20 protein-coding genes are annotated in these 26,633 nt (G+C 54.6%); 12 read left to right on the top strand and 8 right to left on the bottom strand.

The features are described from left to right. Window positions 1-38: 38 nt before the first annotated feature. The 4 genes from murQ to tadA are packed head-to-tail and all read left to right on the top strand — an operon-like array spanning window position 39 to window position 3,510. Window positions 39-932: an N-acetylmuramic acid 6-phosphate etherase gene (gene murQ, locus OGY33_RS13320; RefSeq protein ID WP_048215764.1), complete on the top strand. Its 894-nt coding sequence runs from the start codon at window positions 39-41 to the stop codon at window positions 930-932. A gap of 9 nt (window positions 933-941) precedes the next feature. Further along, entirely contained in the window at window positions 942-2,306 is a 1,365-nt protein-coding gene (locus OGY33_RS13315) for a PTS transporter subunit EIIC (RefSeq protein WP_008785492.1), read from the top strand. 3 nt (window positions 2,307-2,309) lie between these two features. Then, window positions 2,310-2,945 (top strand): phosphatidylglycerophosphatase C, encoded by a 636-nt coding sequence (yfhb, locus tag OGY33_RS13310; RefSeq protein ID WP_048215765.1) that lies wholly within the window; start codon window positions 2,310-2,312, stop codon window positions 2,943-2,945. A 28-nt stretch (window positions 2,946-2,973) separates the two neighbouring features. Continuing rightward, on the top strand, window positions 2,974-3,510 hold the full coding sequence (gene tadA / locus OGY33_RS13305) for a tRNA adenosine(34) deaminase TadA (RefSeq protein ID WP_071845284.1): 537 nt from the start codon (window positions 2,974-2,976) through the stop codon (window positions 3,508-3,510). A gap of 40 nt (window positions 3,511-3,550) precedes the next feature. Here the strand turns inward: tadA and mltF are convergent, their stop codons facing one another. Further along, window positions 3,551-5,101, bottom strand: coding sequence for a membrane-bound lytic murein transglycosylase MltF (mltF, locus tag OGY33_RS13300; RefSeq protein WP_008785489.1), 1,551 nt, complete (start codon window positions 5,099-5,101; stop codon window positions 3,551-3,553). Between the two features lie 257 nt (window positions 5,102-5,358). On the opposite strand from mltF, the gene purL reads away from it, so the two are divergent. The 5 genes from purL (at window position 5,359) to glnB (ending at window position 13,825) form a co-directional block, all read left to right on the top strand. Continuing rightward, window positions 5,359-9,246, top strand: coding sequence for a phosphoribosylformylglycinamidine synthase (gene purL, locus OGY33_RS13295; protein ID WP_191238227.1), 3,888 nt, complete (start codon window positions 5,359-5,361; stop codon window positions 9,244-9,246). Window positions 9,247-9,895: 649 nt separating this feature from the next. Then, complete coding sequence (qseE, locus tag OGY33_RS13290; RefSeq protein WP_103286014.1) at window positions 9,896-11,326, top strand: two component system sensor histidine kinase QseE/GlrK; 1,431 nt, start codon at window positions 9,896-9,898, stop codon at window positions 11,324-11,326. 22 nt (window positions 11,327-11,348) lie between these two features. Next, on the top strand, window positions 11,349-12,092 hold the full coding sequence (gene qseG / locus OGY33_RS13285; protein ID WP_032944248.1) for a two-component system QseEF-associated lipoprotein QseG: 744 nt from the start codon (window positions 11,349-11,351) through the stop codon (window positions 12,090-12,092). Continuing rightward, the gene (glrR, locus tag OGY33_RS13280) at window positions 12,092-13,426 is read left to right on the top strand and encodes a two-component system response regulator GlrR (RefSeq protein ID WP_353622501.1); all 1,335 of its coding nucleotides are present in this window, start codon (window positions 12,092-12,094) and stop codon (window positions 13,424-13,426) included. The genes qseG and glrR overlap by 1 nt, the downstream gene beginning before the upstream one ends. 60 nt (window positions 13,427-13,486) lie before the next feature. Then, on the top strand, window positions 13,487-13,825 hold the full coding sequence (gene glnB, locus OGY33_RS13275) for a nitrogen regulatory protein P-II (RefSeq protein ID WP_002914032.1): 339 nt from the start codon (window positions 13,487-13,489) through the stop codon (window positions 13,823-13,825). A 101-nt stretch (window positions 13,826-13,926) separates the two neighbouring features. Here glnB and hmpA read toward each other — a convergent pair whose 3' ends face one another. Continuing rightward, window positions 13,927-15,117, bottom strand: a complete 1,191-nt coding sequence (gene hmpA, locus OGY33_RS13270) for an NO-inducible flavohemoprotein (protein WP_003037624.1) — start codon at window positions 15,115-15,117, stop codon at window positions 13,927-13,929. A 326-nt stretch (window positions 15,118-15,443) separates the two neighbouring features. On the opposite strand from hmpA, the gene glyA reads away from it, so the two are divergent. Continuing rightward, window positions 15,444-16,697, top strand: coding sequence for a serine hydroxymethyltransferase (glyA, locus tag OGY33_RS13265; protein WP_003835277.1), 1,254 nt, complete (start codon window positions 15,444-15,446; stop codon window positions 16,695-16,697). Between the two features lie 92 nt (window positions 16,698-16,789). On the opposite strand, the gene hcaD is transcribed toward glyA, so the two are convergent. The 5 genes from hcaD to hcaE are packed head-to-tail and all read right to left on the bottom strand — an operon-like array spanning window position 16,790 to window position 21,007. Further along, a complete protein-coding gene (hcaD, locus tag OGY33_RS13260; protein ID WP_191238229.1) occupies window positions 16,790-17,992 on the bottom strand; it encodes a phenylpropionate dioxygenase ferredoxin reductase subunit in 1,203 nt (400 codons plus the stop codon). A 9-nt stretch (window positions 17,993-18,001) separates the two neighbouring features. Then, window positions 18,002-18,814, bottom strand: a complete 813-nt coding sequence (hcaB, locus tag OGY33_RS13255) for a 3-phenylpropionate-dihydrodiol/cinnamic acid-dihydrodiol dehydrogenase (RefSeq protein WP_103015197.1) — start codon at window positions 18,812-18,814, stop codon at window positions 18,002-18,004. After that, window positions 18,811-19,131, bottom strand: a complete 321-nt coding sequence (gene hcaC, locus OGY33_RS13250; RefSeq protein ID WP_008785480.1) for a 3-phenylpropionate/cinnamic acid dioxygenase ferredoxin subunit — start codon at window positions 19,129-19,131, stop codon at window positions 18,811-18,813. The genes hcaB and hcaC overlap by 4 nt, the downstream gene beginning before the upstream one ends. Next, the gene (gene hcaF / locus OGY33_RS13245; RefSeq protein WP_191226925.1) at window positions 19,131-19,649 is read right to left on the bottom strand and encodes a 3-phenylpropionate/cinnamic acid dioxygenase subunit beta; all 519 of its coding nucleotides are present in this window, start codon (window positions 19,647-19,649) and stop codon (window positions 19,131-19,133) included. The genes hcaC and hcaF overlap by 1 nt, the downstream gene beginning before the upstream one ends. Continuing rightward, window positions 19,646-21,007 (bottom strand): 3-phenylpropionate/cinnamic acid dioxygenase subunit alpha, encoded by a 1,362-nt coding sequence (gene hcaE / locus OGY33_RS13240; protein WP_118262734.1) that lies wholly within the window; start codon window positions 21,005-21,007, stop codon window positions 19,646-19,648. Before hcaE ends, hcaF begins: the two co-directional genes overlap by 4 nt. A 135-nt stretch (window positions 21,008-21,142) precedes the next feature. Between hcaE and hcaR the strand changes: the two genes are divergently transcribed. Next, window positions 21,143-22,036, top strand: coding sequence for a DNA-binding transcriptional regulator HcaR (gene hcaR / locus OGY33_RS13235; RefSeq protein ID WP_103015195.1), 894 nt, complete (start codon window positions 21,143-21,145; stop codon window positions 22,034-22,036). Window positions 22,037-22,039: 3 nt separating this feature from the next. Here the strand turns inward: hcaR and OGY33_RS13230 are convergent, their stop codons facing one another. Then, on the bottom strand, window positions 22,040-23,233 hold the full coding sequence (locus tag OGY33_RS13230; protein ID WP_048215773.1) for an ROK family transcriptional regulator: 1,194 nt from the start codon (window positions 23,231-23,233) through the stop codon (window positions 22,040-22,042). Between the two features lie 114 nt (window positions 23,234-23,347). On the opposite strand from OGY33_RS13230, the gene OGY33_RS13225 reads away from it, so the two are divergent. Next, the gene (locus tag OGY33_RS13225; RefSeq protein WP_149608311.1) at window positions 23,348-26,614 is read left to right on the top strand and encodes a DUF5107 domain-containing protein; all 3,267 of its coding nucleotides are present in this window, start codon (window positions 23,348-23,350) and stop codon (window positions 26,612-26,614) included. Window positions 26,615-26,633 lie beyond the last annotated feature (19 nt).

Below are 26,633 nucleotides of genomic sequence, written 5' to 3'. Positions count from 1 at the left end.
CAGATTATTATGAATTAAAAATTCCTAAGGAACAAAAAATGAATCTCGGTGCGTTAGTTTCAGAAACCCGCAATCCTCAGACCATGGATCTGGATGCGCTCTCCACTCTGGAGTTGGTTCATCGTTTTAATCAACAGGATACGCTGGTAGCTGAAGCAGTAAAAGCAACTCTTCCTGAAGTTGCGCGTGCGGTCGATGCGGCAGCTGACGCGCTAAAAGCCGGTGGACGCATTATTTACATGGGAGCAGGAACCAGCGGGCGTCTTGGGGTGCTGGACGCGTCTGAATGCCCGCCGACTTTTGGCGTCCCGCACGGTCTGGTGGTTGGGCTGATTGCCGGGGGACCGGGCGCTTTGCTGAAGGCAGTAGAAGGCGCAGAAGATAACCCGCAGCTAGGCGAAGACGATCTGCGTGAGCTTAATCTTACCGCACAGGATCTGGTGGTGGGGCTGGCAGCTTCTGGTCGCACGCCGTATGTAATTGGCGGGTTGAAATATGCGCGTTCGGTGGGCTGTACAACGGCGGCTATTTCTTGCAATCCAGATTCCCCTATCGCGCATGAAGCGGATATTGCCATTTCTCCGGTAGTGGGGCCTGAGGCGCTGACCGGGTCAACACGACTGAAATCCGGCACCGCGCAAAAGCTGGTGCTCAATATGATCTCCACCGGCGCGATGGTGAAATTTGGCAAGGTGTACCAGAACCTGATGGTGGATATGCAGGCAACCAACGTCAAACTGGTCGATCGGGCGTGCCGTATGGTGGTTGAAGCCACCGGTATTGCGCGGGCTCAAGCTGAAACGCTGCTGAAGCAGACGGATTATGATGTTAAGCCAGCTATTTTAATGGCGCTCACCGGCCTGGATGCCGCTGCCGCCCGCGAAAAGCTTGCCGCTCACCAGGGTTTTTTACGCGCGGCGTTAGAACACTAAGAGGTGTATATGGATAAGACGGCGTTGCTGGCCAGCGACATCCTGCTGGGCGTTGGCGGAGAGAACAATATTCTGCGTCTGGAAAACTGTATGACCCGTGTCAGGGTGGAAGTTCAGGATGACGGGCAGATCGATATTCCCCGCCTCAGGCAACTGCCCGGCGTTAGCGGCTACGTGAAGCAGGGCGCACAGCACCAGATTATTGTCGGCCCCGGTAAAGCTGCCAAAGTGGTGGATGCCATGCGTTCCCTGATTGCCGATGGCGGCGAGCGAGCAGGTGCCAATGATATTGAGCGCACCAAGTCAGAAGCCAAAGCGAAGTACAAAGCGCCGATGAGCGATGCGCTGCGCAAGCTGGCAAACGTCTTTATCCCTCTTATTCCGGCGTTTATCGCCTCCGGTTTGATTACCGGCATTATTAACATCCTTAAGCGCCCGGATATCGTGGGGGATTTTGCGACCCACTATCCAAATATGCTGGGACTGATGGGCATATTTGGCAGCGCCGTGTTTGCCATTATGAATATTCTGGTCGGGGTGAATACCGCCAAAGTTTTCGGTGGCTCCCTGGCAATGGGCGGGGTGATGGCGGGGATCCTTTCCAGCCCTCAACTGGCGCAAATTACCCTGTTTGGCGAAGCGTTGCAGCCGGGGCGCGGTGGGGTGATTGCGGTATTGCTGGTGGTTGCGCTGATGTGCTGGATCGAACGTAAATTCCGCACGCTGTTGCCGGAATCACTGGAGCTTATCCTTAACCCGCTGCTAACCACCATCATTACCGGTGTCATCGCGATTGTGGCGCTGCAACCGCTTGGCGGATGGATTTCTGAATCTATCGCTCACGGCGCATCCTGGGCTATCGATCGCGGCGGTTTTCTGGTCGGTGCTGTGCTGGCAGGAACCTTCCTGCCGTTGGTGCTCACCGGACTTCATCAGGGATTGGTGCCCATCCACGTTGAGCTGGTTCAGGCGCACGGTTATAACGCGCTTTTTCCGATCCTGGCGATGGCGGGCGTTGGGCAAATAGGTGCTGCGATCGCGGTTCTGATGAAAACCCGTAATGCGCGGCTAAAGAAAGTGATCAAAGGGGCGCTACCGGTCGGACTGCTGGGGATTGGCGAGCCGCTGATTTTTGGCGTAACGCTGCCGTTGGGTAAGCCGTTTATCGGTGCTTGTCTTGGCGGCGCGGTAGGTGGGGCGCTGATTAGCTACTGGAAGGTGGCGACGGTCATCACCTTTGGCATCTCCGGATTACCGCTGGCACTGACGATTGTTGCCGGAAAAGTGATGTTCTATCTGTTAGGCTATCTGGTAGCAGTTATCGCCGGGTTCCTGTTTACCTGGCTATTGGGATTCACTGATCCAGAGGAATAAGGTTTGACCAATCACCAGCGCCGCGTTGTCTTTTTTGATTTGGATGGCACGTTACACCAGCAGGATATGTTCGGTAGTTTTATTCGTTATCTGCTGCGTCGCCAGCCGCTGAATGCGTTGCTTGTGCTGCCTTTGTTACCGGTGATTGCGCTGGCGTTGCTGATAAAAGGACGTGCCGCCCGCTGGCCAATGAGCCTGCTGTTATGGGGATGCACTTTTGGGCGCAGCGAAGCGCGTCTGAAAGCGCATCAGGCCGACTTTGTGCGCTGGTTTCGCAGTAACGTGACGGCGTTTCCGCTCGTGCAGCAGCGGCTGACAACCTACCTGTTAAGCTCTGATGCTGATATCTGGCTTATTACCGGCTCTCCGCAGTCACTGGTCGAGCAGGTTTACTTTGATACTCCATGGCTACCGCGAGTCAATCTGATCGCCAGCAAAATGGCGCGGGGATACGGCGGCTGGGTACTGACTTTGCGCTGTCTGGGCCACGAGAAAGTGACACAACTGGAACGCCACATTGGCACGCCGCTACAGCTTTACAGTGGCTATAGTGACAGTAATCAGGACAATCCTCTGCTCTCTTTTTGCCAGCATCGCTGGCGCGTCACGCCGCGCGGAGAGCTTCAGCAACTCGAATAGCTAACGCACATGCAATTTGAAGTATGACGTGTATAATGCGCCCGCTTTGATTACTGGAGTTACCCCTTTGTCAGATGTTGAATTTAGCCACGAATACTGGATGCGTCATGCTTTAACGCTGGCTAAGCGCGCCTGGGATGAGCGTGAAGTCCCGGTGGGTGCGGTATTGGTACATAACAACCGAGTAATTGGCGAAGGCTGGAACCGCCCTATTGGACATCATGATCCGACTGCCCACGCTGAGATTATGGCGCTTCGTCAGGGCGGCCTGGTGCTGCAAAACTACCGCCTGTTAGATGCCACGCTGTACGTCACTCTGGAGCCGTGCGTAATGTGCGCTGGCGCGATGGTGCACAGCCGTATCGGTCGGGTCGTTTTTGGCGCGCGCGATGCGAAAACGGGCGCTGCCGGGTCATTAATGGATGTACTGCATCACCCTGGAATGAATCATCGGGTTGAAGTGACAGAGGGGGTACTGCGGGATGAATGTGCCACGTTGCTCAGTGATTTTTTCCGCATGCGCCGGCAGGAAATCAAGGCCCTGAAAAAATCCGCTAATCAGTAACTCTCAGCCTGATGGCAGTGCGCTTATCAGGCGTACAAGACTACTTCTCCTCTTTTTTATGCGGTGAAAACAGCAGGGAAGGGGAGTGCGTCAGGTAGTTTGACGACGTTTGAGACAGAAACGCCGAAAGTGGGAATTTCTCTTTACCTAATAGCTCTGCGGGCGTCACCGTCGGGTAATCCTGCGCCAGTTGCTGCGTTTCTAGCGCCTGTTTTTCTTTCTCTTGCAGATATCCCACCAGGCTAATTTGGTACTTACGGATATTTTCCACATAGGCGTAAGCTTCGTGGCCGCGCGCATAGCCATAGGTCAACTTGTTGTAATACGGTTTTTGGCTGAGCAGCGGTAATCGCTGTTTTACGTCGGACCAACTGTTCGGATTGCCTTTGGTTTTCACCGTCAGCGCCCGCGCATCCAGCATGTGTGCATAACCCATGTTATAGGCTGCAAGGGCAAACCAGATGCGTTCTCCTTCGGGGACGGTATCCGGTACTTTACTCATCATATCCTGCAAGTATCGCGCGCCGCCGCTGATACTCTGTTCAGCATCGGTACGGTCGGTCAGCCCGAGACTTTGAGCAGTATTTTTGGTCAGCATCATCAGTCCGCGTACGCCGGTTGGAGAGGTGGCCTGCGCGTCCCAGTGTGATTCCTGATACGAGATAGCGGCCAGCAGTCGCCAGTCTATCTCTTGCGCATATTTCTCAAACAGCGGCTTGAGGTCCGGCAACACGCTGTCTACGGCGCGTAAAAAGGAGCGGGTATCAACATAGTCAAAATCATCGCCATGCCCGAGATATTTCTCTTCCAGCCGTGCCAGAGAACCGTCTTCATTCATGGTGTTGAAGAAATCCAGTAGGGCGGCAGACAGCGTGTTGTCATCGTCCAGCCGACTAAACCATGTCACCGGTTGTTCGTCAGAGACGTCGAGCGCTACGGCCAGCTCAGGATGCACGCGTTGATATAAGCTGATGGCAACAGAATCGGCAATGGTGTAATCCAGCTTTCCGGCGATTACATCATCAAGCAGTTCGGTGGTGCCCTTTTTGTCATCGACTTTCCAGCTCAGATCGGGAAATTTTTTCTCTTTTAGCTGCTGGAGGTCATTAACCACCACATGCCCCGGGGCGATAGTCAGTTGGTTTTCGTTCACGGTGGCAAGCGTGCGCGGGCGGTATTGCCCAACCCGGTACACCAGCTGTTGTGAAACCGAATAATAGGTCGGGCCGGGCTGGTAATTTTTCACCCGCTCGCTGTTATAGACCAGACCTGCGGCTAACAGGTCGGCATTGCCGTTATCCAGGTCGTCAAAAAGCTGGCTGATGTTCTGGCGTACGGTAACTTTTAACTTCACGCCTAAGTAGTCGGCAAATTCCTGGGCCAGTTCATAATCCAGGCCGAATTTTTTGCCGTTGAGGGTCGCGTAAGTCAACGGTGAGTCGATGGTACTGACGCGCAGCTCTCCCCGCGACTGAATGGCGGCGATACGATTTTCGGCTTTACCGAACCAGGGAATAGATGGCCAAAGGGCCGCTGCCAACAACAGCGTCAATATGCCGATGAACAGATAATTAATCTTTAATTTTTTCAATTAGTTAATTCTCTGAACCGTACGTTGTCTCTGTCTGCTGTGGTGTTGATTAAGAAGTGAAGTCGTCATTAATGAACGGCATTTTGCTTAAACTTGCGTCAGTTGGCAACTTATTCAGAAATCTGACCGCATTTGATGATAAGTGACGGTCGTGATTTTATTTCGACGCAAACGGTTTCGTCGGCGCGGTAGATTCTTTATAATGACGCCCGTTTCCCCCACTTGGGCACACCGAAAGCTTAGAAGACGAGAGACTTATGATGGAAATTCTGCGTGGTTCACCTGCACTGTCTGCATTCCGTATTAACAAACTGCTGGCACGTTTTCAGGCTGCCAACCTCCAGGTCCACAACATTTACGCCGAGTACGTCCATTTTGCCGATCTGAATGCACCGTTAAATGAAGATGAGCACGCGCAGCTTGCACGCCTGCTGAAATATGGTCCTGCTCTGCAAAGCCACGCCCCGGAAGGCAAACTGCTGCTGGTTACGCCTCGCCCTGGCACCATCTCCCCGTGGTCTTCTAAAGCGACTGATATTGCCCACAACTGCGGTCTGCAACAGATTAGCCGCCTGGAACGTGGCATTGCCTGGTATGTAGAAGCCTCTACGCTGACCGCTGAGCAATGGCAGATGGTGGCCGACGAACTGCACGACCGCATGATGGAAACGGTTTTCTCTTCGCTGAACGATGCCGAAAAACTGTTTGCCCATCACCAACCGGCGCCGGTCTCCAGCGTTGATCTACTGGGTGAGGGGCGTCAGGCGCTGATCGACGCTAACCTGCGTCTGGGTCTGGCGCTGGCGGAAGACGAAATTGACTATCTGCAGGATGCGTTCACCAAACTGGGACGTAACCCGAACGATATTGAACTATACATGTTTGCGCAGGCCAACTCTGAGCACTGTCGCCACAAGATTTTTAACGCCGACTGGGTTATCGATGGTAAACAGCAGCCGAAGTCGCTGTTCAAGATGATCAAGAATACCTTCGAAACCACGCCGGACCACGTGCTGTCTGCCTATAAAGACAACGCTGCGGTAATGGAAGGCTCTGAAGTGGGCCGCTATTTTGCCGATCACAAAACTGGCCGCTACGATTTCCATCAGGAACCAGCCCATATCCTGATGAAGGTTGAAACTCACAACCACCCGACGGCCATCTCTCCGTGGCCAGGTGCTGCAACCGGCTCCGGCGGCGAAATCCGCGACGAGGGCGCAACAGGTCGCGGTGCAAAACCGAAAGCCGGGCTGGTGGGTTTCTCCGTTTCCAACCTGCGTATTCCTGGCTTTGAACAGCCGTGGGAAGAAGACTTCGGTAAGCCGGACCGTATTGTTACCGCGCTTGATATCATGACCGAAGGTCCGCTGGGCGGCGCGGCATTTAACAACGAATTTGGTCGTCCGGCGCTGACTGGCTACTTCCGTACCTATGAAGAAAAGGTCAACAGCCATAACGGCGAAGAGCTGCGCGGTTACCATAAACCGATCATGCTGGCAGGCGGGATCGGTAACATCCGTGCCGATCACGTGCAGAAGGGCGAGATCGTCGTTGGCGCTAAGCTTATCGTCCTCGGCGGCCCGGCAATGAACATTGGCCTTGGCGGCGGGGCAGCCTCCTCTATGGCTTCCGGCCAGTCTGATGCCGATCTTGATTTCGCTTCCGTACAGCGTGACAACCCGGAAATGGAACGTCGTTGCCAGGAAGTTATCGACCGTTGCTGGCAGATGGGTGATGCGAACCCGATTCTGTTTATCCATGACGTTGGCGCGGGTGGACTGTCTAACGCTATGCCGGAGCTGGTAAGCGATGGCGGTCGCGGCGGTAAGTTCCAGCTGCGCGATATCCTCAGCGACGAGCCGGGTATGAGCCCGCTGGAAATCTGGTGTAACGAATCCCAGGAACGCTACGTGCTGGCGGTTGCTGCCGAACAATTGCCGCTGTTTGACGAACTGTGTAAGCGCGAGCGCGCGCCGTATGCGGTGATTGGTGAAGCTACCGAAGAACAGCATCTGACCTTGAGCGACAGCCACTTCGACAACCAGCCGATCGACATGCCGCTTGATGTGCTGCTGGGTAAAACACCGAAAATGACCCGCGATGTGCAGACGCTGAAAGCCAAAGGCGATGCCCTGAATCGTGGTGAAATCTCGATTGCAGATGCGGTTAACCGCGTGCTGCATCTGCCGACTGTCGCGGAGAAAACGTTCCTCGTGACCATCGGTGACCGTACCGTTACCGGCATGGTTGCGCGTGACCAGATGGTTGGTCCATGGCAGATCCCGGTCGCTAACTGCGCGGTCACTACCGCAAGCCTCGATAGCTACTACGGCGAAGCGATGTCTATCGGCGAACGCGCGCCGGTTGCACTACTGGACTTCTCTGCCTCTGCGCGTCTGGCGGTCGGTGAAGCGTTGACAAACATTGCGGCAACGCAGATTGGTGACATCAAACGTATTAAGCTGTCGGCAAACTGGATGGCGGCTGCGGGTCACCCTGGTGAAGATGCTGGCCTGTACGAAGCAGTAAAAGCCGTCGGGGAAGAGCTATGCCCGGCGCTCGGCCTGACCATTCCAGTGGGCAAAGACTCTATGTCGATGAAAACCCGCTGGCAGGAAGGTAACGAGCAGCGTGAAATGACCTCGCCGCTGTCGCTGGTGATCACCGCCTTTGCCCGCGTGGAAGATGTGCGCCACACCATTACCCCGCAGCTGTCTACTGAAGACAACGCCCTGCTGCTGATTGACCTCGGTCTTGGTCACAATGCGCTGGGCGCTACGTCGCTGGCGCAGGTTTACCGTCAACTGGGCGATAAGCCTGCCGACGTGCGTAACGTTGAGCAACTGAAAGGCTTCTACGATGCGATTCAGGCGCTGGTCGCTGCGCGTAAGCTGCTGGCCTACCATGACCGTTCTGACGGCGGTCTGCTGGTTACGCTGGCGGAAATGGCCTTCGCCGGTCACTGCGGTATTGACGCTGATATCCACTCTCTGGGTGAAGATCGTCTGGCGGCGCTGTTTAACGAAGAACTGGGTGCGGTGATTCAGGTTCGTGCTGCTGAGCGTGAGGCGGTGGAAGCGATTCTGGCTGCCCACGGCCTGGCAGACTGCGTACACTTCCTCGGTAAAGCCGTTGAAGGTGACCGCTTCAACCTGACCGCTAACGGCCAGCCGGTGTTTAGCGAAAGCCGTACAACCCTGCGTATGTGGTGGGCGGAAACCACCTGGCAGATGCAGCGTCTGCGTGACAATCCGGAATGTGCCGATCAAGAACACGACGCTAAAACCAACGATGCGGACCCTGGTCTCAACGTTAAACTGTCGTTTGATATCAACGAAGATGTTGCCGCTCCGTACATCGCTACCGGTGCGCGTCCCAAAGTGGCCGTACTGCGCGAGCAGGGCGTGAACTCCCACGTTGAAATGGCAGCAGCCTTCCACCGTGCGGGTTTCGAAGCCATCGATGTGCACATGAGCGACCTGCTGGGCGGACGTATCGGCCTGGGTAACTTCCAGGCGCTGGTGGCCTGCGGCGGCTTCTCTTATGGCGATGTGCTCGGCGCTGGTGAAGGTTGGGCGAAGTCGATTCTGTTCAACAACCGCGTCCGTGATGAGTTCGAAACCTTTTTCCATCGCCCGCAAACGCTGGCACTCGGCGTGTGTAACGGTTGTCAGATGATGTCTAACCTGCGTGAGCTGATCCCAGGAAGCGACCTGTGGCCGCGCTTTGTACGTAACCACTCCGATCGTTTTGAAGCCCGCTTCAGTCTGGTCGAAGTGACGCAAAGCCCATCCTTACTGCTTGCTGATATGGTGGGTTCGATGATGCCGATTGCCGTTTCTCACGGTGAAGGTCGTGTGGAAGTGCGTGACGGTGCGCATCTGGCTCAGCTTGAGAGCAAAGGTCTGGTGGCGCTGCGCTACGTTGATAACTTCGGTAAGGTGACCGAGACCTATCCGGCTAACCCGAACGGTTCGCCGAACGGTATTACTGCAGTGACCACTGAAAATGGTCGCGTCACCATTATGATGCCGCACCCGGAACGTGTGTTCCGTACCGTGAGCAACTCCTGGCACCCGGAAAACTGGGGCGAGGATAGCCCGTGGATGCGTATTTTCCGCAACGCGCGTAAACAGCTCGGTTAATTCGCTCAATAGTCATCAAGCCCCTCTTCGCGAGGGGCTTTTTTTTGTCTGCCGGATGAAACCCGCCTGATGACGCTACGCTTATCAGGCCTACAGGGAAAATGCGGTTGTAGGCCGGATAAGGCGTTCACGCCGCCATCCGGCAATAAACTCAGCGCTTGCACCTAAAAGTAAAGTGTCGGGAAATGCCGACATGGACAGGGTTGTGGTGTCGTCAAAAAGAGACGTTTAATTATTTGATTTAATAGGGATTTGTTTTTAAATGCTGCAAGTGTTGCTGATTGGCGACAGAGAGAACAAAAAACAGCCAGAATTGTTATTTGTGAAAATAATAATATTTTTCATACTTATCATTGTGTTAATAAAGTGTTTTGAATATTGGCACAGATGCTGCATAATATTAACCAGTGGCTCATTCACCTTCTTATGTCAGCCCCTTCGGGACGTGCTACATAAACTTCGAATGACGCACAACAAGGTGCCTGCCGTCCAACATCTGATATTAGCATTGCTCATATCAACCTCCGGGCGAAACGTCGAGTTAGGCACCGCCTTATTCCACAACAAAGCCGGGTTAATCCCGGCTTTGTTGTATCTGGCGTTCCCCTCAGTTAGCATCAATCTATTCCTGTCCATTGAGAGTAACGCCTTGAAGCGCTGGTCAGTTTTTCCCCGATCTTTACGTCAATTGGTGACGTTGGCCTTCTTGCTTATCCTGCTGCCGTTGTTAGTTCTGGCCTGGCAGGCATGGCAAAGTCTGAATGCCCTGAGCGCGCAGGCTGCGCTGACAAACCGCACCACGCTGATTGATGCCAGACGCAGCGAGGCGATGACCAACGTCGCGCTGGAGATGGAGCGCAGCTATCGGCAATACTGCGTGCTTGATGACCCAACATTGGCCAGGGTCTACCAAAGCCAGCGTAAACGCTACAGCGACATGCTGGATGCGCATGCGGGGGTGTTGCCGGATACCAAGCTCTACCAGGCGTTGCGTCAGGATCTTAACGATCTCGCGCAGTTGCAGTGTAAAAACAGTGGTCCTGACAGTGTGTCGGCTGCACGGCTGGAAGCGTTCGCCAATGCCAATACCGAGATGGTGCAAGCGACGCGTACCGTGGTCTTTTCTCGTGGGCAGCAGTTACAGCAGGAAATAGCCGAACGCGGGCAGTTTTTTGGCTGGCAGGCACTGGTGCTGTTTCTCGTCAGCCTGGCGATGGTCTTGCTGTTTACCCGCATGATTATCGGTCCGGTGAAGGGCATTGAACGGATGATCAACTGTCTGGGAGAAGGGCGCTCGCTGGGGGATAGCGTATTATTTACCGGGCCGCGGGAATTGAGATCCGTGGGGCAGCGTATCATCTGGTTAAGCGAACGCCTCTCCTGGCTTGAGTCGCAACGGCATCAGTTTTTACGCCATCTTTCCCATGAGCTGAAAACACCGCTGGCGAGCATGCGCGAAGGTACCGAATTGTTGGCCGATCAGGTGGTTGGCCCGTTAACACCGGAGCAAAAAGAGGTGGTCGGTATTCTGGATGACAGCAGCCGTAACCTGCAAAAGCTGATTGAACAACTCCTCGATTACAACCGCAAGCTGGCGGATGACGAGGTGGAACTTGAAAGTGTGGAAATCGCGCCGCTGGTGGAAAGCGTTGTTTCTGCGCATAGCCTGCCCGCTCGCGCCAAAATGATACATACTGATGTTGCGCTTGCGGTGAACACTTGCCTGGCAGAACCGATGCTGTTGATGAGCGTGCTGGACAATCTTTATTCCAATGCGGTGCACTATGGTGCTGAATCCGGTAACATTTGGATCCGCAGCAGTTTGCATGGCTCAACGGTATACATCGATGTAATGAATACCGGCACACCGATTCCAGAAGCAGAACAGACCATGATCTTCGAGCCTTTTTTCCAGGGGAGTCATCAGCGAAAAGGGGCGGTAAAAGGAAGCGGGTTGGGGCTAAGCATTGCCAGAGATTGCATCCGCCGTATGCGGGGCAAGCTGTATCTGGTTGATGACCATGCGCAAAACGTTTGTTTTCGCATAGAACTGCCGCTAGCTGCTGCGAAAAATCACTAAAATAAACCTAAGTCTGGTGAGTATGCCATACGTTGTTGTCCGAATGCTTAAACGACATTTTCTTCGTCGCGTCATCCTCGCAAGCCTGCCGTGCTTGGCGCTGGTTGGTTGTGTCCCGAACGCGGTGAATCATATTATCGGCGATCCCTCGCAGGAGAAAATTCCGCCTAATCAACTGGCGGACTACCTTGCAACCGACTGTACGGATATCTGGTCGCTGTCTGGCCAGTCTACAGAAACCAATCCGTTGTACTGGCTGCGGGCGATGGATTGTGCCAATCGCCTGATGCCGGTGCAGGCGCGTAGTGAAGCCAGCACCCTGATGGCAGATACCTGGCAGGGCGCTTTCAGGCGTGGGATCCTGCTCGATAATGCCAACATTACGCCGCCTGAAAGGCGGGAGGCTGTTACGCGCCTCGATGCGTTAAGCCCGCAAATTCCGCCGCAGGTACGCCCGCTGTATCAGGTCTGGCGCAGCAGCCAAACGTTGCAGTTGCAGCTTGCCGAAGAGCGTATGCGCTACAGCAAACTCCAGCAGGCGTCCGACAGCGATCTCGATACGCTGCGTCAACAGCAACAGCATTTGCAGTCCCAGCTCGATCTCACGACCCGCAAGCTGGAGAATCTGACCGATATTGAGCGCCAGCTTTCCACGCGCAAACCTGGCGGTAACTACAATCCTGATGCGCTGCACGGGAACGATAAACTCACTACGCCTGATAACGAAGAAGGCGCAGCGCCGTCTGCCGATGAGGTTACGCCATGATAAGCCGTAAGCCCGCGCATCTGCTGCTGGTGGATGACGATCCGGGCCTGTTGAAATTACTTGGAATGCGACTGACCAGCGAAGGCTACAGCGTCGTGACCGCGGAAAGTGGGCAGGAAGGGTTACGGGTGCTGAACCGTGAAAAAGTGGATCTGGTTATTAGCGATCTGCGCATGGATGAAATGGATGGCATGCAGCTGTTTACTGAAATCCAGAAAGTACAGCCTGGGATGCCGGTGATTATCCTGACCGCTCACGGCTCCATCCCGGACGCCGTTGCGGCGACCCAGCAAGGGGTGTTCAGTTTTCTCACTAAGCCAGTCGACAAGGACGCGTTGTATCACGCGATTGACGGGGCGCTGGAACAGTCTGCGCCCGCCACCGATGACAGCTGGCGCGAATCTATCGTTACCCGCAGCCCGCTGATGCTACGCCTGCTGGAACAGGCGCGAATGGTGGCGCAATCGGACGTTAGCGTCTTGATCAACGGTCAAAGCGGAACCGGGAAAGAAGTTTTCGCTCAGGCTATTCACAACGCCAGCCCACGCAGCCAAAAACCTTTCATTGCCATTAACTGCGGCGCGTTGCCGGAACAACTGCTGGAATCAGAACTGTTTGGTCATGCGCGCGGTGCTTTTACCGGTGCGGTGAGCAATCGTGAAGGGCTGTTTCAGGCCGCGGAAGGCGGCACGCTGTTTCTCGATGAGATTGGCGATATGCCTGCGCCGTTACAGGTGAAACTGCTGCGCGTATTGCAGGAACGAAAAGTCAGACCGTTGGGCAGTAACCGCGATATCGACATTGATGTGCGGATCGTTTCTGCGACCCACCGCGATTTACCCAAAGCGATGGCACGGGGCGAATTTCGCGAGGATTTGTACTATCGCCTCAATGTGGTGAGCCTGAAGATTCCTGCGCTGGCCGAGCGTACGGAAGATATTCCGCTGCTGGCGAACCATCTGCTGCGCCAGTCTGCTGAACGGCACAAACCGTTCGTACGCGCCTTTTCAACCGATGCCATGAAGCGGTTAATGACCGCCAGTTGGCCGGGCAACGTGCGTCAGCTGGTCAACGTAATTGAGCAGTGCGTGGCGTTGACCTCTTCGCCGGTGATCAGCGACGCGCTGGTGGAGCAGGCGCTGGAAGGGGAAAACACCGCGCTGCCGACCTTTGCTGAGGCGCGTAACCAGTTTGAGCTCAACTATCTGCGTAAGCTGCTGCAAATCACCAAGGGCAATGTGACCCACGCGGCAAGAATGGCGGGGCGCAACCGCACCGAATTCTATAAATTGCTTTCTCGGCACGAGCTGGATGCAAACGATTTCAAAGAATAAATCTGCGGATTATGTTAGCTTTATTCAATCAAAAGACAGGCGACCTTTTCAAGGAATAGCATGAAAAAGATTGATGCGATTATTAAACCCTTCAAGCTGGACGACGTCCGCGAAGCGCTGGCAGAAGTCGGCATTACCGGTATGACTGTGACAGAAGTGAAAGGTTTTGGCCGTCAGAAAGGCCATACCGAGTTGTACCGTGGCGCGGAATATATGGTGGATTTTCTGCCGAAGGTAAAAATTGAAATTGTGGTTACCGACGACATCGTCGATACCTGCGTCGACACCATTATCCGTACTGCCCAGACCGGCAAAATTGGTGACGGTAAGATTTTTGTATTCGACGTGGCACGCGTTATTCGTATTCGTACCGGTGAAGAAGACGACGCGGCAATCTAAGCCGCGCCGTTAATTTGTAGGCCTGATAAGCGTAGCGCATCAGGCAGAGTGATTGCCGGATGGCGGCGTAAACGCCTTATCCGGCCTACTCGCGTAACACATTACAAGACTTTGTGCGGACCGAAGCATTCGTAATGAATGTTCTCGTTTTTCACGCCCAGACCGACCAGCTGCTTCGCGGCGAACTGCATGAAACCAACCGGACCGCACAGATAAAACTGCATAGCCGGATCGCTGATTGCGCTTTCCAGTTTGTTCAAATCCATCAGACCTACGCTATCAAACGCACCTTTCGCGCGATCGGCTTCGGTTGGCTCACGATACCAGGTGTGTGCGCTAAAGCGTGGCAGCGTTTTGCCGAGTTCATTGACTTCATCAGCGAAGGCATGCACGTCACCATTTTCTGCCGCGTGGAACCAGTTAACCTGCGCCGTATGCTTCGCTTTTGCCAGCGTATCCAGCATCGCCAGCATTGGGGTTTGTCCCACGCCCGCGGAGATCAGAGATACCGGGGTGTCGGTCGCGACGTCCATAAAGAAATCGCCCGCAGGTGCGGCCAGGTGAACAACGTCGCCAACATTCGCATGGTTGTGCAGCCAGGTTGAAACCTGACCACCGTCTTCACGCTTAACCGCAATACGGTAGCCTTTGCCATCGGGTTTACGGGTCAGTGAGTACTGACGAATTTCCTGATGCGGGAAACCTTCCGGCTTTAACCAGACGCCCAGATATTGCCCCGGATGATATTCAGCCACTGCGCCACCATCGACAGGTTCAAATTCAAAGCTGGTGATAAGTGCACTGCGTGGGGTTTTTGCCACGATGCGGAAAGGACGGGTACCTTCCCAGCCGCCATTTTTATTGGCATTTTCGCTGTAGATTTGCGCTTCACGGTTGATGAAAACGTTCGCCAGCACGCCGTATGCTTTGCCCCACGCATCCAGAACTTCCTGGCCTGGGCTGAACATTTCGTCCAGCGTTGCCAGTAAATGGCCACCCACGATGTTGTACTGCTCGGGTTTAATCTGGAAGCTGGTATGCTTCTGTGCGATTTTCTCAACAGCCGGCAACAGTGCCGCCAGATTTTCGATATTGCTGGCATACGCGGCAATAGCATTAAACAGCGCTTCACGCTGATCGCCATTACGCTGATTACTCATGTTGAAGATTTCTTTCAGCTCTGGGTTATGCGTAAACATGCGGTCGTAGAAATGGGCGGTCAGCTTCGGGCCTGTTTCAACCAGCAGGGGAATGGTGGCTTTCACTGTAGCGATGGTTTGTGCGTCAAGCATACGGTCTTCCTTTATCTGAGACTTTAATGATGTATGTCAAATGCATCTTATAAAAAATACCCCTGCATTGTAAATGGTTCTTTGTAACTTTGCGTTGTAAAGGTTACATCGTGAAAAATCTGCATCACAAACCTGAAAAGAAATCCGTTGAAATTCAGCAGACCTTTGTTCTCCAAAGCCTTGCGTACCATGAAGGTAATCGTTTGCGTAAAATCCTTTGTCAAGACCTGTTATCGAAGAATGATTCGGTTATACTGTTCGCCGTTGTCCTACGGACCGCCTTTTAAGGCCGAAAATTTTATTGTTAGCTGAGTCAGGAGATGCGGATGTTAAAGCGTGAAATGAACATTGCCGATTATGATGCCGAACTGTGGCAGGCTATGGAGCAGGAAAAAGTACGTCAGGAAGAGCACATCGAACTGATCGCCTCCGAAAACTACACCAGCCCGCGTGTTATGCAGGCGCAGGGTTCTCAGCTGACCAACAAATATGCTGAAGGTTATCCGGGCAAGCGCTACTACGGCGGTTGCGAGTACGTTGATATCGTTGAGCAACTGGCTATCGATCGCGCAAAAGAGCTGTTTGGCGCTGACTACGCTAACGTACAACCGCACTCTGGTTCTCAGGCTAACTTTGCTGTTTACACCGCTCTGCTGCAACCGGGCGATACCGTTCTGGGTATGAACCTGGCACAAGGCGGCCACCTGACTCACGGCTCCCCGGTTAACTTCTCCGGCAAACTGTACAACATCATCCCTTACGGTATTGATGAGTCCGGTAAAATTGACTACGAAGACATGGCTAAGCAGGCCAAAGAGCACAAACCGAAGATGATCATCGGCGGCTTCTCTGCTTACTCCGGTGTTGTTGACTGGGCAAAAATGCGTGAAATCGCTGACAGCATCGGCGCATATCTGTTCGTCGATATGGCGCACGTTGCGGGTCTGATTGCCGCAGGCGTTTATCCGAACCCGGTTCCACACGCACACGTTGTGACCACCACCACCCACAAAACCCTGGCGGGTCCACGCGGTGGCCTGATCCTGGCGAAAGGCGGTGACGAAGAGCTGTACAAAAAACTGAACTCCGCTGTGTTCCCAAGTGCGCAGGGCGGCCCGCTGATGCACGTGATCGCGGCGAAAGCTGTGGCGCTGAAAGAAGCGATGGAGCCTGAGTTCAAGGTTTACCAACAGCAGGTTGCCAAAAACGCCAAAGCGATGGTGGAAGTGTTCCTGAACCGTGGCTACAAAGTGGTTTCTGGCGGTACTGAAAACCACCTGTTCCTGCTGGATCTGGTTGATAAAAACCTGACCGGTAAAGAAGCTGATGCCGCGCTGGGCCGTGCTAACATCACCGTTAACAAAAACAGCGTACCGAACGATCCGAAGAGCCCGTTTGTGACTTCCGGTATCCGTATCGGTTCTCCGGCTGTGACTCGCCGTGGCTTTAAAGAAGCTGAAGTGAAAGAGCTGGCTGGCTGGATGTGTGACGTTCTGGACAACATCAATGACGAAGCTGTTATCGAGCGCGTCAAAGGTAAAGTGCTGGATATCTGTGCACGTTTCCCGGTTTACGCGTAAGTCATACGGATTGCCAGATGGTGGTGTAAACACCTTTTCCGGCCTACAGGTAACTCACATGTAGGCCGGATAAACGAAGTGCCATCCGGCAGTTATATTGACTTAAGCAAGATTGTTTCATCGATTAAAGTCGCCACTGGCGGCTTTTTCTTTGCCTGAATCCATTTTCTCAATAAACGTATTTCTCGGCCCTGATTCAACGTTACTGCGCCGACAATCATGCCATCCTGTAGGTTAAACCATATTGCTTTCTGCGCATCAGGATCGCCGCGTAGGAGCCAGTTCTCACCCTGCATTTCGCCGACAAACTGTAGATTATCACGGTACTGATCGGTCCAGAACCAGCCCAGCGTTGCTGCTGGCTGCGGTTGATTGAGCATCGCGGCGGCGGCAACCTGTGCCTGAAAATTGGCGTTTTCCCAGCTTTCCACGCGTACTAACGAACCGTCAGCCTGGCGCGTTATCGCTACGTCACCGGCGGCGAAAATCGCGGGATCGGAGGTGGTGCAGGCGGTATCAACGATAATGCCGTTCGCCGTCTCCAGCCCCGCTTCGCGGGCCAGCATATCGTTCGCCACGATACCGATGCCATAGATCACCGCATCAGCGGTGAGAGTTTCGCCGTTTTGTAGCGTGAGCGAGAGAGACTCTCCTGCTTCGACATGCTCTATAGCGCTGTTAAGCAATACCCGCACGCCCGCAAGTTGGTGGCGGGCTAGCAGGTAGTCGCGCACCGGAGCAGGCGCGTTGCGGCCCATGACCGTTGGCGCCAGCTCCACCACCGTCACCTGACAGCCGCGTTGAGTCGCGCTGGCCGCCAGTTCCAGACCAATGGTGCCCGCACCGACAATGACAATCGACTTGCCCGGCAATAAATTGTCGCGCAGGCGCTCGGCATCGCCCGCGTGGCGCAGGGTGAAGCAACGATCGCCCAGCTTATCCAGTTGCGGAAAGGGGCGTGCCGCAGCGCCCGTCGCAATCAGTAGCCGATCCCATGGATAACTCTGCCCATTAGCCAGCACCAACTGATGGGTTTGGCGGCCGAGCGTCTGCACAGTAACCCCCAGATGCAGCTGTACGTTGTGTTCCCGCCACCAGTCAGCGGGGAGTATCGGCTGAAGTTGCGGATTGTCGTCCAGTAGCATTGCTTTGGAGAGCGGTGGGCGTTCATAGGGCAGATGCTGCTCATCGGAAAACAGGTGTAATTCGCCGTCAAAACCTTGTTGGCGCAGTGCAGCGGCAGCCATAGCCGCCGCCTGACCGCCGCCGACGATAGCGATAGTTTTTGGGTTCATAACGTCTCCTCAGAGATCCAGTCCGGCGGCGACGTGACGAATACCGCGAATACCCAGACCGGCGTCGGCATTGATCATCACGCCACTTAATGTGCGGTTGTTGCGTTTTGACGCCAGCATTACATACGGGCCGGTAAAATCCGCAGGCTCAGGGAAAAACTGTAGCGGCAAAATAGCGGCGATTTTTTCCGGCGTCAGCGACTGCATAATCGATGTATCGTTTTGTCCCAGCGCCTGCGGGCCGCGTAGATCTGTCGCCATACCGCATGGACCGACACCGTTAACACGAACCTTTGGTGCCAGCTCGTATGCCAACTGGCGAATCAGCCCGGTAGCCGCATGTTTGCTGGCGGTATACAGCGGGCCGCCGCCGCCGGGATACCACGACGCATTGGACAGGGTAAAGATGATGCTGCCTTCGCTGGCGATAAGCGCAGCGGCACAGGCTTTCGCGCCCAGCAGATAGCCCAGCACGTTGACGTTAAACAGCTCATGAAAGCCGCTCTCCAGCGCATCCGCAGGCGTATTGACCAACGAGGCGTTGTGATCCCATATCCCCGCATTTCCGATAAAACAGTCCAGCGTACCGTAATGCGTCAGGATTTGATCTACCGCGCGCTGATAGTCGGCGTAGCAGGTGACGTTGCCTTCGATTGCCAGCACATGTTCGCCAAAGCGCTGACGCAGGCTGGCAACTTTAGCTGGCGACAACTCCAGCGTGGCGACCCGCGCACCTTCTTCGATGAAACGCTCGACCAGCGCCAGGCCAAGACCGGAGCCGCCACCGGTGATAAAGACCACGTTATCGCGTAAATCGCTCATCTTGCGTCCTCTGGAATATCAACAAACACATCGCTACCGTCCACATATACCGTGTAGGTGGTTAGCGGATCGGTGGCGGGTAGACACAACGCCTTGCCGGTTTTCAGGCAAAAACTGGCGGCATGCAGCGGGCATTCCACCGTAGCGTCGTCTTCCAGATAGCCTTCCGACATCGAGGCGTTACCGTGGCTACAGCGATCGTTAATGGCATAGAACTCGCCGCCAACGTTGAACAGCGCGATGACGGGCGAGGTATCAAGCCGGAGCGCTTCACCCTCCGGCAAATCCCCTACGGGGCAAGCATAAACACGACTCATCAGAACAGTACACTCAGGTTATGGGAGGTGATCACCGCTTGATCCAGCACGATCTCACGCTCCAGTAAGCGCCACTCATCGCCCGGCAAACGGCGCACTTTGTCTATGCGCATGCCGACGTAAAAGGTTTCATCGCGCTCTTTTTGCGCGCGATACAGCAGATAATTAAGGCGCACGGCAAAGACGTCGGGAACTCCAGTTTCATTGACCTGGCAGTTGCTGATCAGGTGCCGGGTACGCGACGGTGGCTCTTCCGCCCAGGCCATGCCGGTTTCCAGCCGCGCGATACGACGTTCGAGCTGGTCTTTGTTGTCGTTGAAAATCCAGGTGGTCGGCGGCTGCACGCCTTTGCGACGATCGCGCGTCTGGGCATTGACCGTCGTACGCATGGTGTAGCGAATGTCTTCATCCAGTTGTGCCAGCCAGTCACGAAACTTCCAGTCATCCAGCAGGCTGGCTTCATGGTAGAGAAACTGTGTAATACGATGGTGTAGTTCCTGAGAAACTAAGGTGCTCATTTCATCACCTCCTGCTGGTAAGCGGCGGTTTTTTCCTGCACTTCCTGCCAGCTTTCGCTGCTGAGTAAATCGGCCCAGCGCTGATACATGCCGCGCGCGGCGGTTTCCGAAAAGATGTAGTTGGTGATCCCCGGAATGCCGTCTTCACGACGTTTCTCCTGGCCAAGCCCCATTTCCAGACACAACTTGGTGTTGCGTGCGCGATGACCCTTCAACAGTTTTTGAATTTCACACCAGTTTTCCGAGTCGTCCTGCTCCAGGAATCCGGCGGGGCCAAAGGCGCGCGTGGCGCTGTTTTCAAACGCGGCTTTCACTTCATCAGAGGCGGCTTTATCGGTAATACAGAATGCCCATACTTCGACCTGATCCGGCCCGCGCGGATGCCAGACCCTTAAGGTGGCAGTACCGTTGAGCCAGGAAAGCGTTGGGAAAATGTTGTTGTGACCGGCCAGACGCAGGGCGCGAACTTTTCCCAGACGCTGCTCGGCTTCCGCGTAGGTGTCACGGTAGTAGCTGGAGACTTCGCCGTCGACCCAGACGTTGGCATCGGGATTTTCGGTAAAGAAAAATCCGCTGCCGTGCCCATCCTGACCGAACTGTAGCGCGTCTTTGGCGGTTTCCCACACCGGGCGGGCGGTTTGTCCGTCGCCCAGGCGCTTGTCGCTGCCGTCGTCTTTTGCCCCCAGCACCTGCACGGCCGAGGCATGACTGAACAGCGCGTGATACTGGTCGCTGGCAAACTGTTCGGCGGGGAATTTCCAGTTACAATCGATGGTCCACTTTTGTACGCCACCGACGATTTCGGTGCCGCCTTCACGACGATCCAGCACACCGTCGAGATACCAGGCGATATCGCCGAGATAATCGCGCAGCGTAGGCGCGGAGGTATCCCAGTTGCCGAAAATCAGTCCCTTGTAGCTCTCTACGCCAGGAACTTCGTTCAGCCCCCAGTGCGATTTGCACAGCCCTTGCGGGTAGGCGCGCGGTTCCAGCGGGACGTCGATCAGCTCGCCGTTAATGCCGTACGACCAGCCGTGATACGGGCAGGTGAAGGCGCGGGTATTGCCGCAGTCGGCGTAGCTGACGCGCATTGCGCGGTGGCGACACTGGTTGAGAAACGCTTTGATGCTGCCGTCTTTCTGGCGAACCACCACAACTGCATCCTCGCCCATGTAGGTGTTAAAAAAATCACCGGGTTTGGGGATTTGGCTTTCGTGGGCGAGAAATAACCAGCAGCGTCCGAAGATGCGTTCCAGCTCCAGTTGGTAAATTTCAGGGTCGGTATAAATTCGTGGGGTTACGCGACCGTTTTGCGTGTCGATCAGTTGGTAGATGTCTAAATTTGAGGGTGTGGTCATATTTTTTAATCCTGAAAGCTAAGATGTATTGACCTTCTTTTTTTGTACCCTAAGGATGTTGCTGGTTAGTTATCAATCTGTGAAATAGTAAATTTCTACCAGTTGAGACATTTTTTCGATAACAAGGAGAAGGGCATGGAACTGAGGCACTTACGCTATTTCGTAGCGGTGGCGCAGGCGCTGAATTTCACCCGAGCGGCAGAAAAGCTGCATACCTCTCAGCCGTCGTTAAGCAGCCAGATCCGCGATCTGGAAACGTGCGTGGGCGTTCCGTTGCTGGTGCGGGATAAACGAAAAGTTGCGCTGACGGCGGCGGGAGAGTGCTTTTTACAAGATGCGCAGGCGATCCTCGAACAGGCGGAAAACGCCAAAGTTCGTGCCCGTAAAACGGTGCAGGAAGATAATCATTTCGCCATCGGTTTTGTCCCTTCCGCAGAGGTAAATCTGCTGCCGAAGGTGCTGCCTTTGTTTCGTTTAAAACAGCCTGATACGCACATTGAGCTGGTGAGTCTGATCACCACCGAACAGGAAGAGAAGATCCTGAGTGGAGAGCTGGATGTGGGCTTAATGCGCCACCCGGTGTACAGCCCGGATCTCGATTATCTGGAGCTGATTCATGAGCCGTTAGTAGTGGTTTTACCGGTGAATCATCCGTTAGCTAATGAGCAAGCAATCTCCGCAGAACAACTACACGGCGTGAATTTTGTCAGCACCGATCCGGCCTACTCTGGCGCGTTAGCGATGATTGTCAAAAACTGGTTTCAGCAGCAAAAAAGCCAGCCCAACATTGTGCAGGTGGCAACCAACATTCTGGTGACCATGAACCTGGTCGGCATGGGGCTGGGGGTGACTTTGATACCCGGTTATATGAATAATTTTAATACCGGACAGGTGGTTTTCCGCCCTATTGTTGGCGATGTTCCGACCATTGCGCTGTTGATGGCGTGGAAAAAAGGGCCAATCAAACCGGCGTTGACCGATTTTATCGCCACGGTACATGAACGTTTAGCGGTGAGCCTGACGGAGTAATGGCTATAACTCGCTAAGCTGTGACTCGACATACAGATAGCCAATGCCCATAAGTTGCTGGGTGCGATTAAGCTTACCGAAGCTTATCTGCGTGGCTCTGGCTCGCGGGTTATCGCCGTGATCGAATGGGTTAAACCCAGTTTGCTGCACCAGCGTATTGAGCCAGCTGTCGCCAAATGCGCAGCTACGCCCATACAACCATATTTGGTTAATATTCAGTATATTCAGAAAGTTATAAAGACTCAGCCCGATGGCGCTGGCGGCATTTTCGGCCCAGGCCTGAATGCGGACATCTCCGTGCTGCCAGGCCGCAATTAGCTGGTCAGTGGTGAGCGTTTCCGGATCGTAAAGGGATGTCGGCTGCGATTTCATCCACACCCGGGCCTGCTTTTTCAATGCGCTTAATGACGCTACGGTTTCCAGACAGCCATAGCGACCACAGTCACAGGCGACACCATCGGGATGAATGATGGTATGCCCAATCTGACCGCTGCCATACAGGCTACCGCGCCAGATGTTATCGTTAATCACAAACGATGAGCCAATACCGTAATCAACGTTAATCACGCAGAAATCACCGTTTGCCGCCGGGTTTTGCCATTTTTCCGCCAGCGCCAGCATCACGCAGTCATTGTCCAGCCGGACCTGCACGCCGAGCTTCTCCTCCAGCAGATATTTTATTTCCACCGGAGTTTTCCACGGGGCCTGGGGCATGGTTTTTGATGCACCGGTTATCGGATCAACTTGACCATGAACGCCAAGCGCCAGATTAATCGTCACATCGGGAAATTCCCGACGATACTCCCGCCAGTGTGCCGCCAGGGCTGACAGCAGCGCTTTTGGCGATTCGGGGTTGATGACTTCATGCTGCCAGTCGCCTACAGCCACCAGTCGCGCGTCCGCCAGTTGACTGGTGATGCTGGTGGGGGTGACGTTGATGCACAGCGTCCAGGCGCCTTTTTCTGGCAAATGATAGCTGCCGCTGCTCAAACCGCGCTGGCTTAAGGTTTCTCGCGAATGGCTGATTCTCCCTTCATCCATCAGTTCTTCGAGGATATTGCTGACCGCCGGGATCGACAGGCTGGTGAGCTGCGCCAGCTGTGACTTGCTGAGCTGTTTTTCCCGCCACAGGTGAGACAAAAAGATCTGTTTATTCGCCTGACGGACCCTGACGTTGTTGAACCCCGAACGCTGCATTCACTTAACTCCCTTAACTATATTGCGTGAGCATTGCGCATTTTAACGCCACCTAACTGCCGCAGAATAGCATCAAGTTGAATTTTTACTTTTGTTTATTGAGTGGAGAGCGGCATGTACGGTTCAGTTAAAGTCTGGCAGGAAACGATCACCCTCCCAACTTGGGCGGCGGGTGAAGAAGATGCCAACCCAATGTTTCTGGAAAAACGGGTGTATCAGGGATCTTCTGGAGCGGTTTACCCTTACGGCGTGATTGATACGCTGACCGGCAAACGTGAAATGCGCGACTATCAGGCGGTGTGGATGGAGAATGACTTCATTCGCATCATGCTGCTGCCGGAGTTAGGCGGGCGTATTCATCGAGCGTATGACAAAGTGCAGCAGCGCGACTTCGTCTACTACAACGAAGTGGTGAAACCCGCGCTGGTCGGTCTGCTTGGGCCGTGGATCTCCGGCGGCATCGAGTTTAACTGGCCGCAACATCATCGCCCGACCACCTTTATGCCGGTGGATTTTACTCAGCAGCAGGGTGAGCAGGGTGAATACACCGTGTGGATGGGTGAGGTTGAACCCATGCGCGGTTTACAGGTGATGACCGGATTCACGCTGTATCCGGATCGCGCGTTGATCGAGATAACCGGGAAGGTGTTTAACGGTAACGCTACCCCGCGCCACTTCTTATGGTGGGCGAATCCGGCGGTGAAGGGCGGCGACGATCATCAGAGCGTGTTCCCTCCGGATGTGACGGCGGTATTTGACCACGGTAAGCGCGATGTCTCAGCGTTTCCAATCGCCACCGGCACATACTACAAAGTGGACTATTCGGCCGGTGTGGATATCTCACGCTACAAGAACGTACCCGTACCGACCTCCTATATGGCTGAAAAATCAGATTATGATTTTGTTGGCGCGTGGCATCACGGCGAGCGTGGTGGGTTGCTGCATGTGGCCGATCACCATGTTTCGCCGGGGAAAAAACAGTGGACCTGGGGATACGGCGACTTTGGTGTTGCCTGGGATCGTAATCTCACCGATGACAACGGTCCGTATATTGAACTGATGACCGGGGTCTTTACCGATAATCAGCCGGATTTCACCTGGCTTGCGCCGTACGAAGAGAAAGTCTTCGTGCAAAACTTCTTGCCCTACAGCGAACTGGGAATGGTGCAAAACGCCAGCACGCAGTTGGCGCTTCGTCTGGTGCGTGAGCGTAGCCAGCTTTCTGTGGGCGTTTATGCGATTGCGCCGCTACGCGATGTTCAGGTTACGCTTGCTGCGCACGGGCAGCCGTTCTATGAAAATACCCTCACCCTTGAGCCTGGACAGAGCTGGCTGGCCGATGTGTCTGACAATGGCCATGCCCGGGTGACGATGACCGTCACAAGCGTCGATGGCACTACGCTTTTGCAGTACGAAGAGCACATCGCGAAAGAATTACCGCTGCCTTCGGCGGCCGTTGCGCCAGCGCTGCCAGAAGCGCTTTCTAATACCGATGAACTCTATTTTATTGGTCAGCATCTGGAGCAGTACAACCACGCCAGCCGCTATGCCGAAGATTATTATCGCCGCGCGCTGGACGTTGATCCGCTGGACTACCGCAATAATGTGGCCCTGGGGACGCAGGCGCTAAACCGCGCCGACTGGGCGCTGGCGGCACAATGTGCTGGCAAGGCGCTGGAACGGGCGCATAAGCTCAATAAAAATCCGCGTGATGGTGAGGCAAGTATGCTGCTGGCCGCCGCACAGGAACGTCAGGGCGATGATGACAGCGCGTGGGATAATTATTATAAGGCCAGCTGGAGCGGCAACTGCCGGGATGCGGCTTTCTGGTCGTTAGCGCGTCTGGCGATGAAGCGTCAGGACTACGCTGGCGCATTGGAAAAGGTCGAGCAGAGCCTGCGCTTTAACGGCAGTAATAACCTGGCGATGGGGCTGAAAGCGCTGGCGCTGGCAAAGCTTGATCGCAATGCGCAAGCGCTGGACTACATTCGCCAACAACTGGTTGATTATCCGCTGAGTTACACCCTGCACTATGCGCGCTGGGCTATTTGCCAGGATGAGGCCACTGCACAGGCGCTAATCTCGATTACCGGGCGGCGCGGTACCAACGCGTGTGAACTGGCAGGCTGGCTGACTTCTTTGGGGCAAAAGGATGCTGCCCGTAGCGTGCTGGAACTGCTCGACAGCCAGGAAACGCTGCCGATGCTGTGGCGCGCTTCGCTGAGCGATAATCCACAACCGTTCATTGAACGTGCTCGTGAGTGTCTGCAAAACCGCGTGCGCTTCCCCAATACGCTGGATGAAGTGCAGATGCTGCAAACTCTTGAGCAAAGTGCTTTTGCCCGCTATTTCCTCGGCTGCTTCTGGTACAGCAAACGGCGTTATGCCGAGGCGGTTTCCTGCTGGCAGTTCACGCTTGCGCAGGAAGCGGATTTCGCACCGGTACACCGTTTACTGGGAATCTATGCCTGGAACAAACTGCACGATGCACAGCAGGCGATGCAGTATTTGTCGCAGGCCGTGGCGCTGGAACCACAGAATGCTCGCTTCCTGTTTGAACTCGACTATCTCAAGAAGTTAATGGCACAACCCGCTGAGCAGCGTCTGCAGCGACTGGAAGCCAGTAAAGAGATTGTCTTCCATCGAGACGATCTGACGGTGGAACTGCTCAGCTTGTGGAATGGGGTGGGGCGCTACGACGATGCCGCCGCAGTGTTACGTGAACGCGTGTTCCATCCGTGGGAAGGTGGTGAAGGTAAAGCCACCGGGCAATATCTGCTGAATCAGATGCATCGTGCCCTTGCTGCCGTTCAGTCCGGCGACCTGCAAACCGCCATCGCGCAGCTGCAACAGGCGTTGCACTACCCACAAAACCTCGGGGAGGGGCGTCTGCCTGGGCAAACGGATAATGACATCTGGTATTTGCTGGGGCATTGCGCGCAGCTGCAAGGCCATTTCGAGGAATCCCAGCGCTACTTCTCCCGTGCGACGCGTGGCGGCAGCTCACTGGATGCCGGACGTTATTACAACGACCAGCCAGTGGACTATCTCTTCTGGCAGGGTATGGCGCAGAGAAAACTTGGCGATGACGCAGAGGCGGACGCTTTGTTCAATAGCTTCCTGCAATGGGTTGAGTCGCATCACGACAACGTGCCGGATGTCGATTTCTTCGCCGTCTCGCTACCCGACCTGGTGGTGCTGGATACCTCAGCACAAGCAAAACACCAGCAACACTGCCTGTTTATCAATGCGCTTGGGCATCTGGGGCTGGGAAATAGCGCCGCCTGTCAGCGTGAACTTGATGAACTCCTGCAACTCAATCCGGCACATGACAAGGCATTACTGCTGCGTCACGCCATTAACGTAAGGCTTTTCCAGTAACACCCGAAACGGGTGGGGG

It is taken from the genome of Citrobacter sp. Cpo032 (assembly GCF_030332975.1).
In the GTDB taxonomy this organism is placed as follows: Bacteria; Pseudomonadota; Gammaproteobacteria; order Enterobacterales; family Enterobacteriaceae; genus Citrobacter; species Citrobacter portucalensis.
This window is presented reverse-complemented; position numbering and strand designations above follow the sequence as displayed.

Excerpts from the sequence above, each read along its gene's own strand:
- purL (WP_191238227.1), top strand. The coding sequence starts at position 5,359 with ATGATGGAAATTCTGCGTGGTTCACCTGCACTGTCTGCATTCCGTATT.
- OGY33_RS13315 (WP_008785492.1), top strand. The coding sequence starts at position 942 with ATGGATAAGACGGCGTTGCTGGCCAGCGACATCCTGCTGGGCGTTGGC.
- glnB (WP_002914032.1), top strand. The coding sequence starts at position 13,487 with ATGAAAAAGATTGATGCGATTATTAAACCCTTCAAGCTGGACGACGTC.
- hmpA (WP_003037624.1), bottom strand. The coding sequence starts at position 15,117 with ATGCTTGACGCACAAACCATCGCTACAGTGAAAGCCACCATTCCCCTG.
- murQ (WP_048215764.1), top strand. The coding sequence starts at position 39 with ATGAATCTCGGTGCGTTAGTTTCAGAAACCCGCAATCCTCAGACCATG.
- OGY33_RS13230 (WP_048215773.1), bottom strand. The coding sequence starts at position 23,233 with ATGCAGCGTTCGGGGTTCAACAACGTCAGGGTCCGTCAGGCGAATAAA.
- glyA (WP_003835277.1), top strand. The coding sequence starts at position 15,444 with ATGTTAAAGCGTGAAATGAACATTGCCGATTATGATGCCGAACTGTGG.
- hcaE (WP_118262734.1), bottom strand. The coding sequence starts at position 21,007 with ATGACCACACCCTCAAATTTAGACATCTACCAACTGATCGACACGCAA.
- qseG (WP_032944248.1), top strand. The coding sequence starts at position 11,349 with ATGCCATACGTTGTTGTCCGAATGCTTAAACGACATTTTCTTCGTCGC.
- hcaD (WP_191238229.1), bottom strand. The coding sequence starts at position 17,992 with ATGAACCCAAAAACTATCGCTATCGTCGGCGGCGGTCAGGCGGCGGCT.
- OGY33_RS13225 (WP_149608311.1), top strand. The coding sequence starts at position 23,348 with ATGTACGGTTCAGTTAAAGTCTGGCAGGAAACGATCACCCTCCCAACT.
- hcaR (WP_103015195.1), top strand. The coding sequence starts at position 21,143 with ATGGAACTGAGGCACTTACGCTATTTCGTAGCGGTGGCGCAGGCGCTG.
- hcaF (WP_191226925.1), bottom strand. The coding sequence starts at position 19,649 with ATGAGCACCTTAGTTTCTCAGGAACTACACCATCGTATTACACAGTTT.
- hcaC (WP_008785480.1), bottom strand. The coding sequence starts at position 19,131 with ATGAGTCGTGTTTATGCTTGCCCCGTAGGGGATTTGCCGGAGGGTGAA.
- hcaB (WP_103015197.1), bottom strand. The coding sequence starts at position 18,814 with ATGAGCGATTTACGCGATAACGTGGTCTTTATCACCGGTGGCGGCTCC.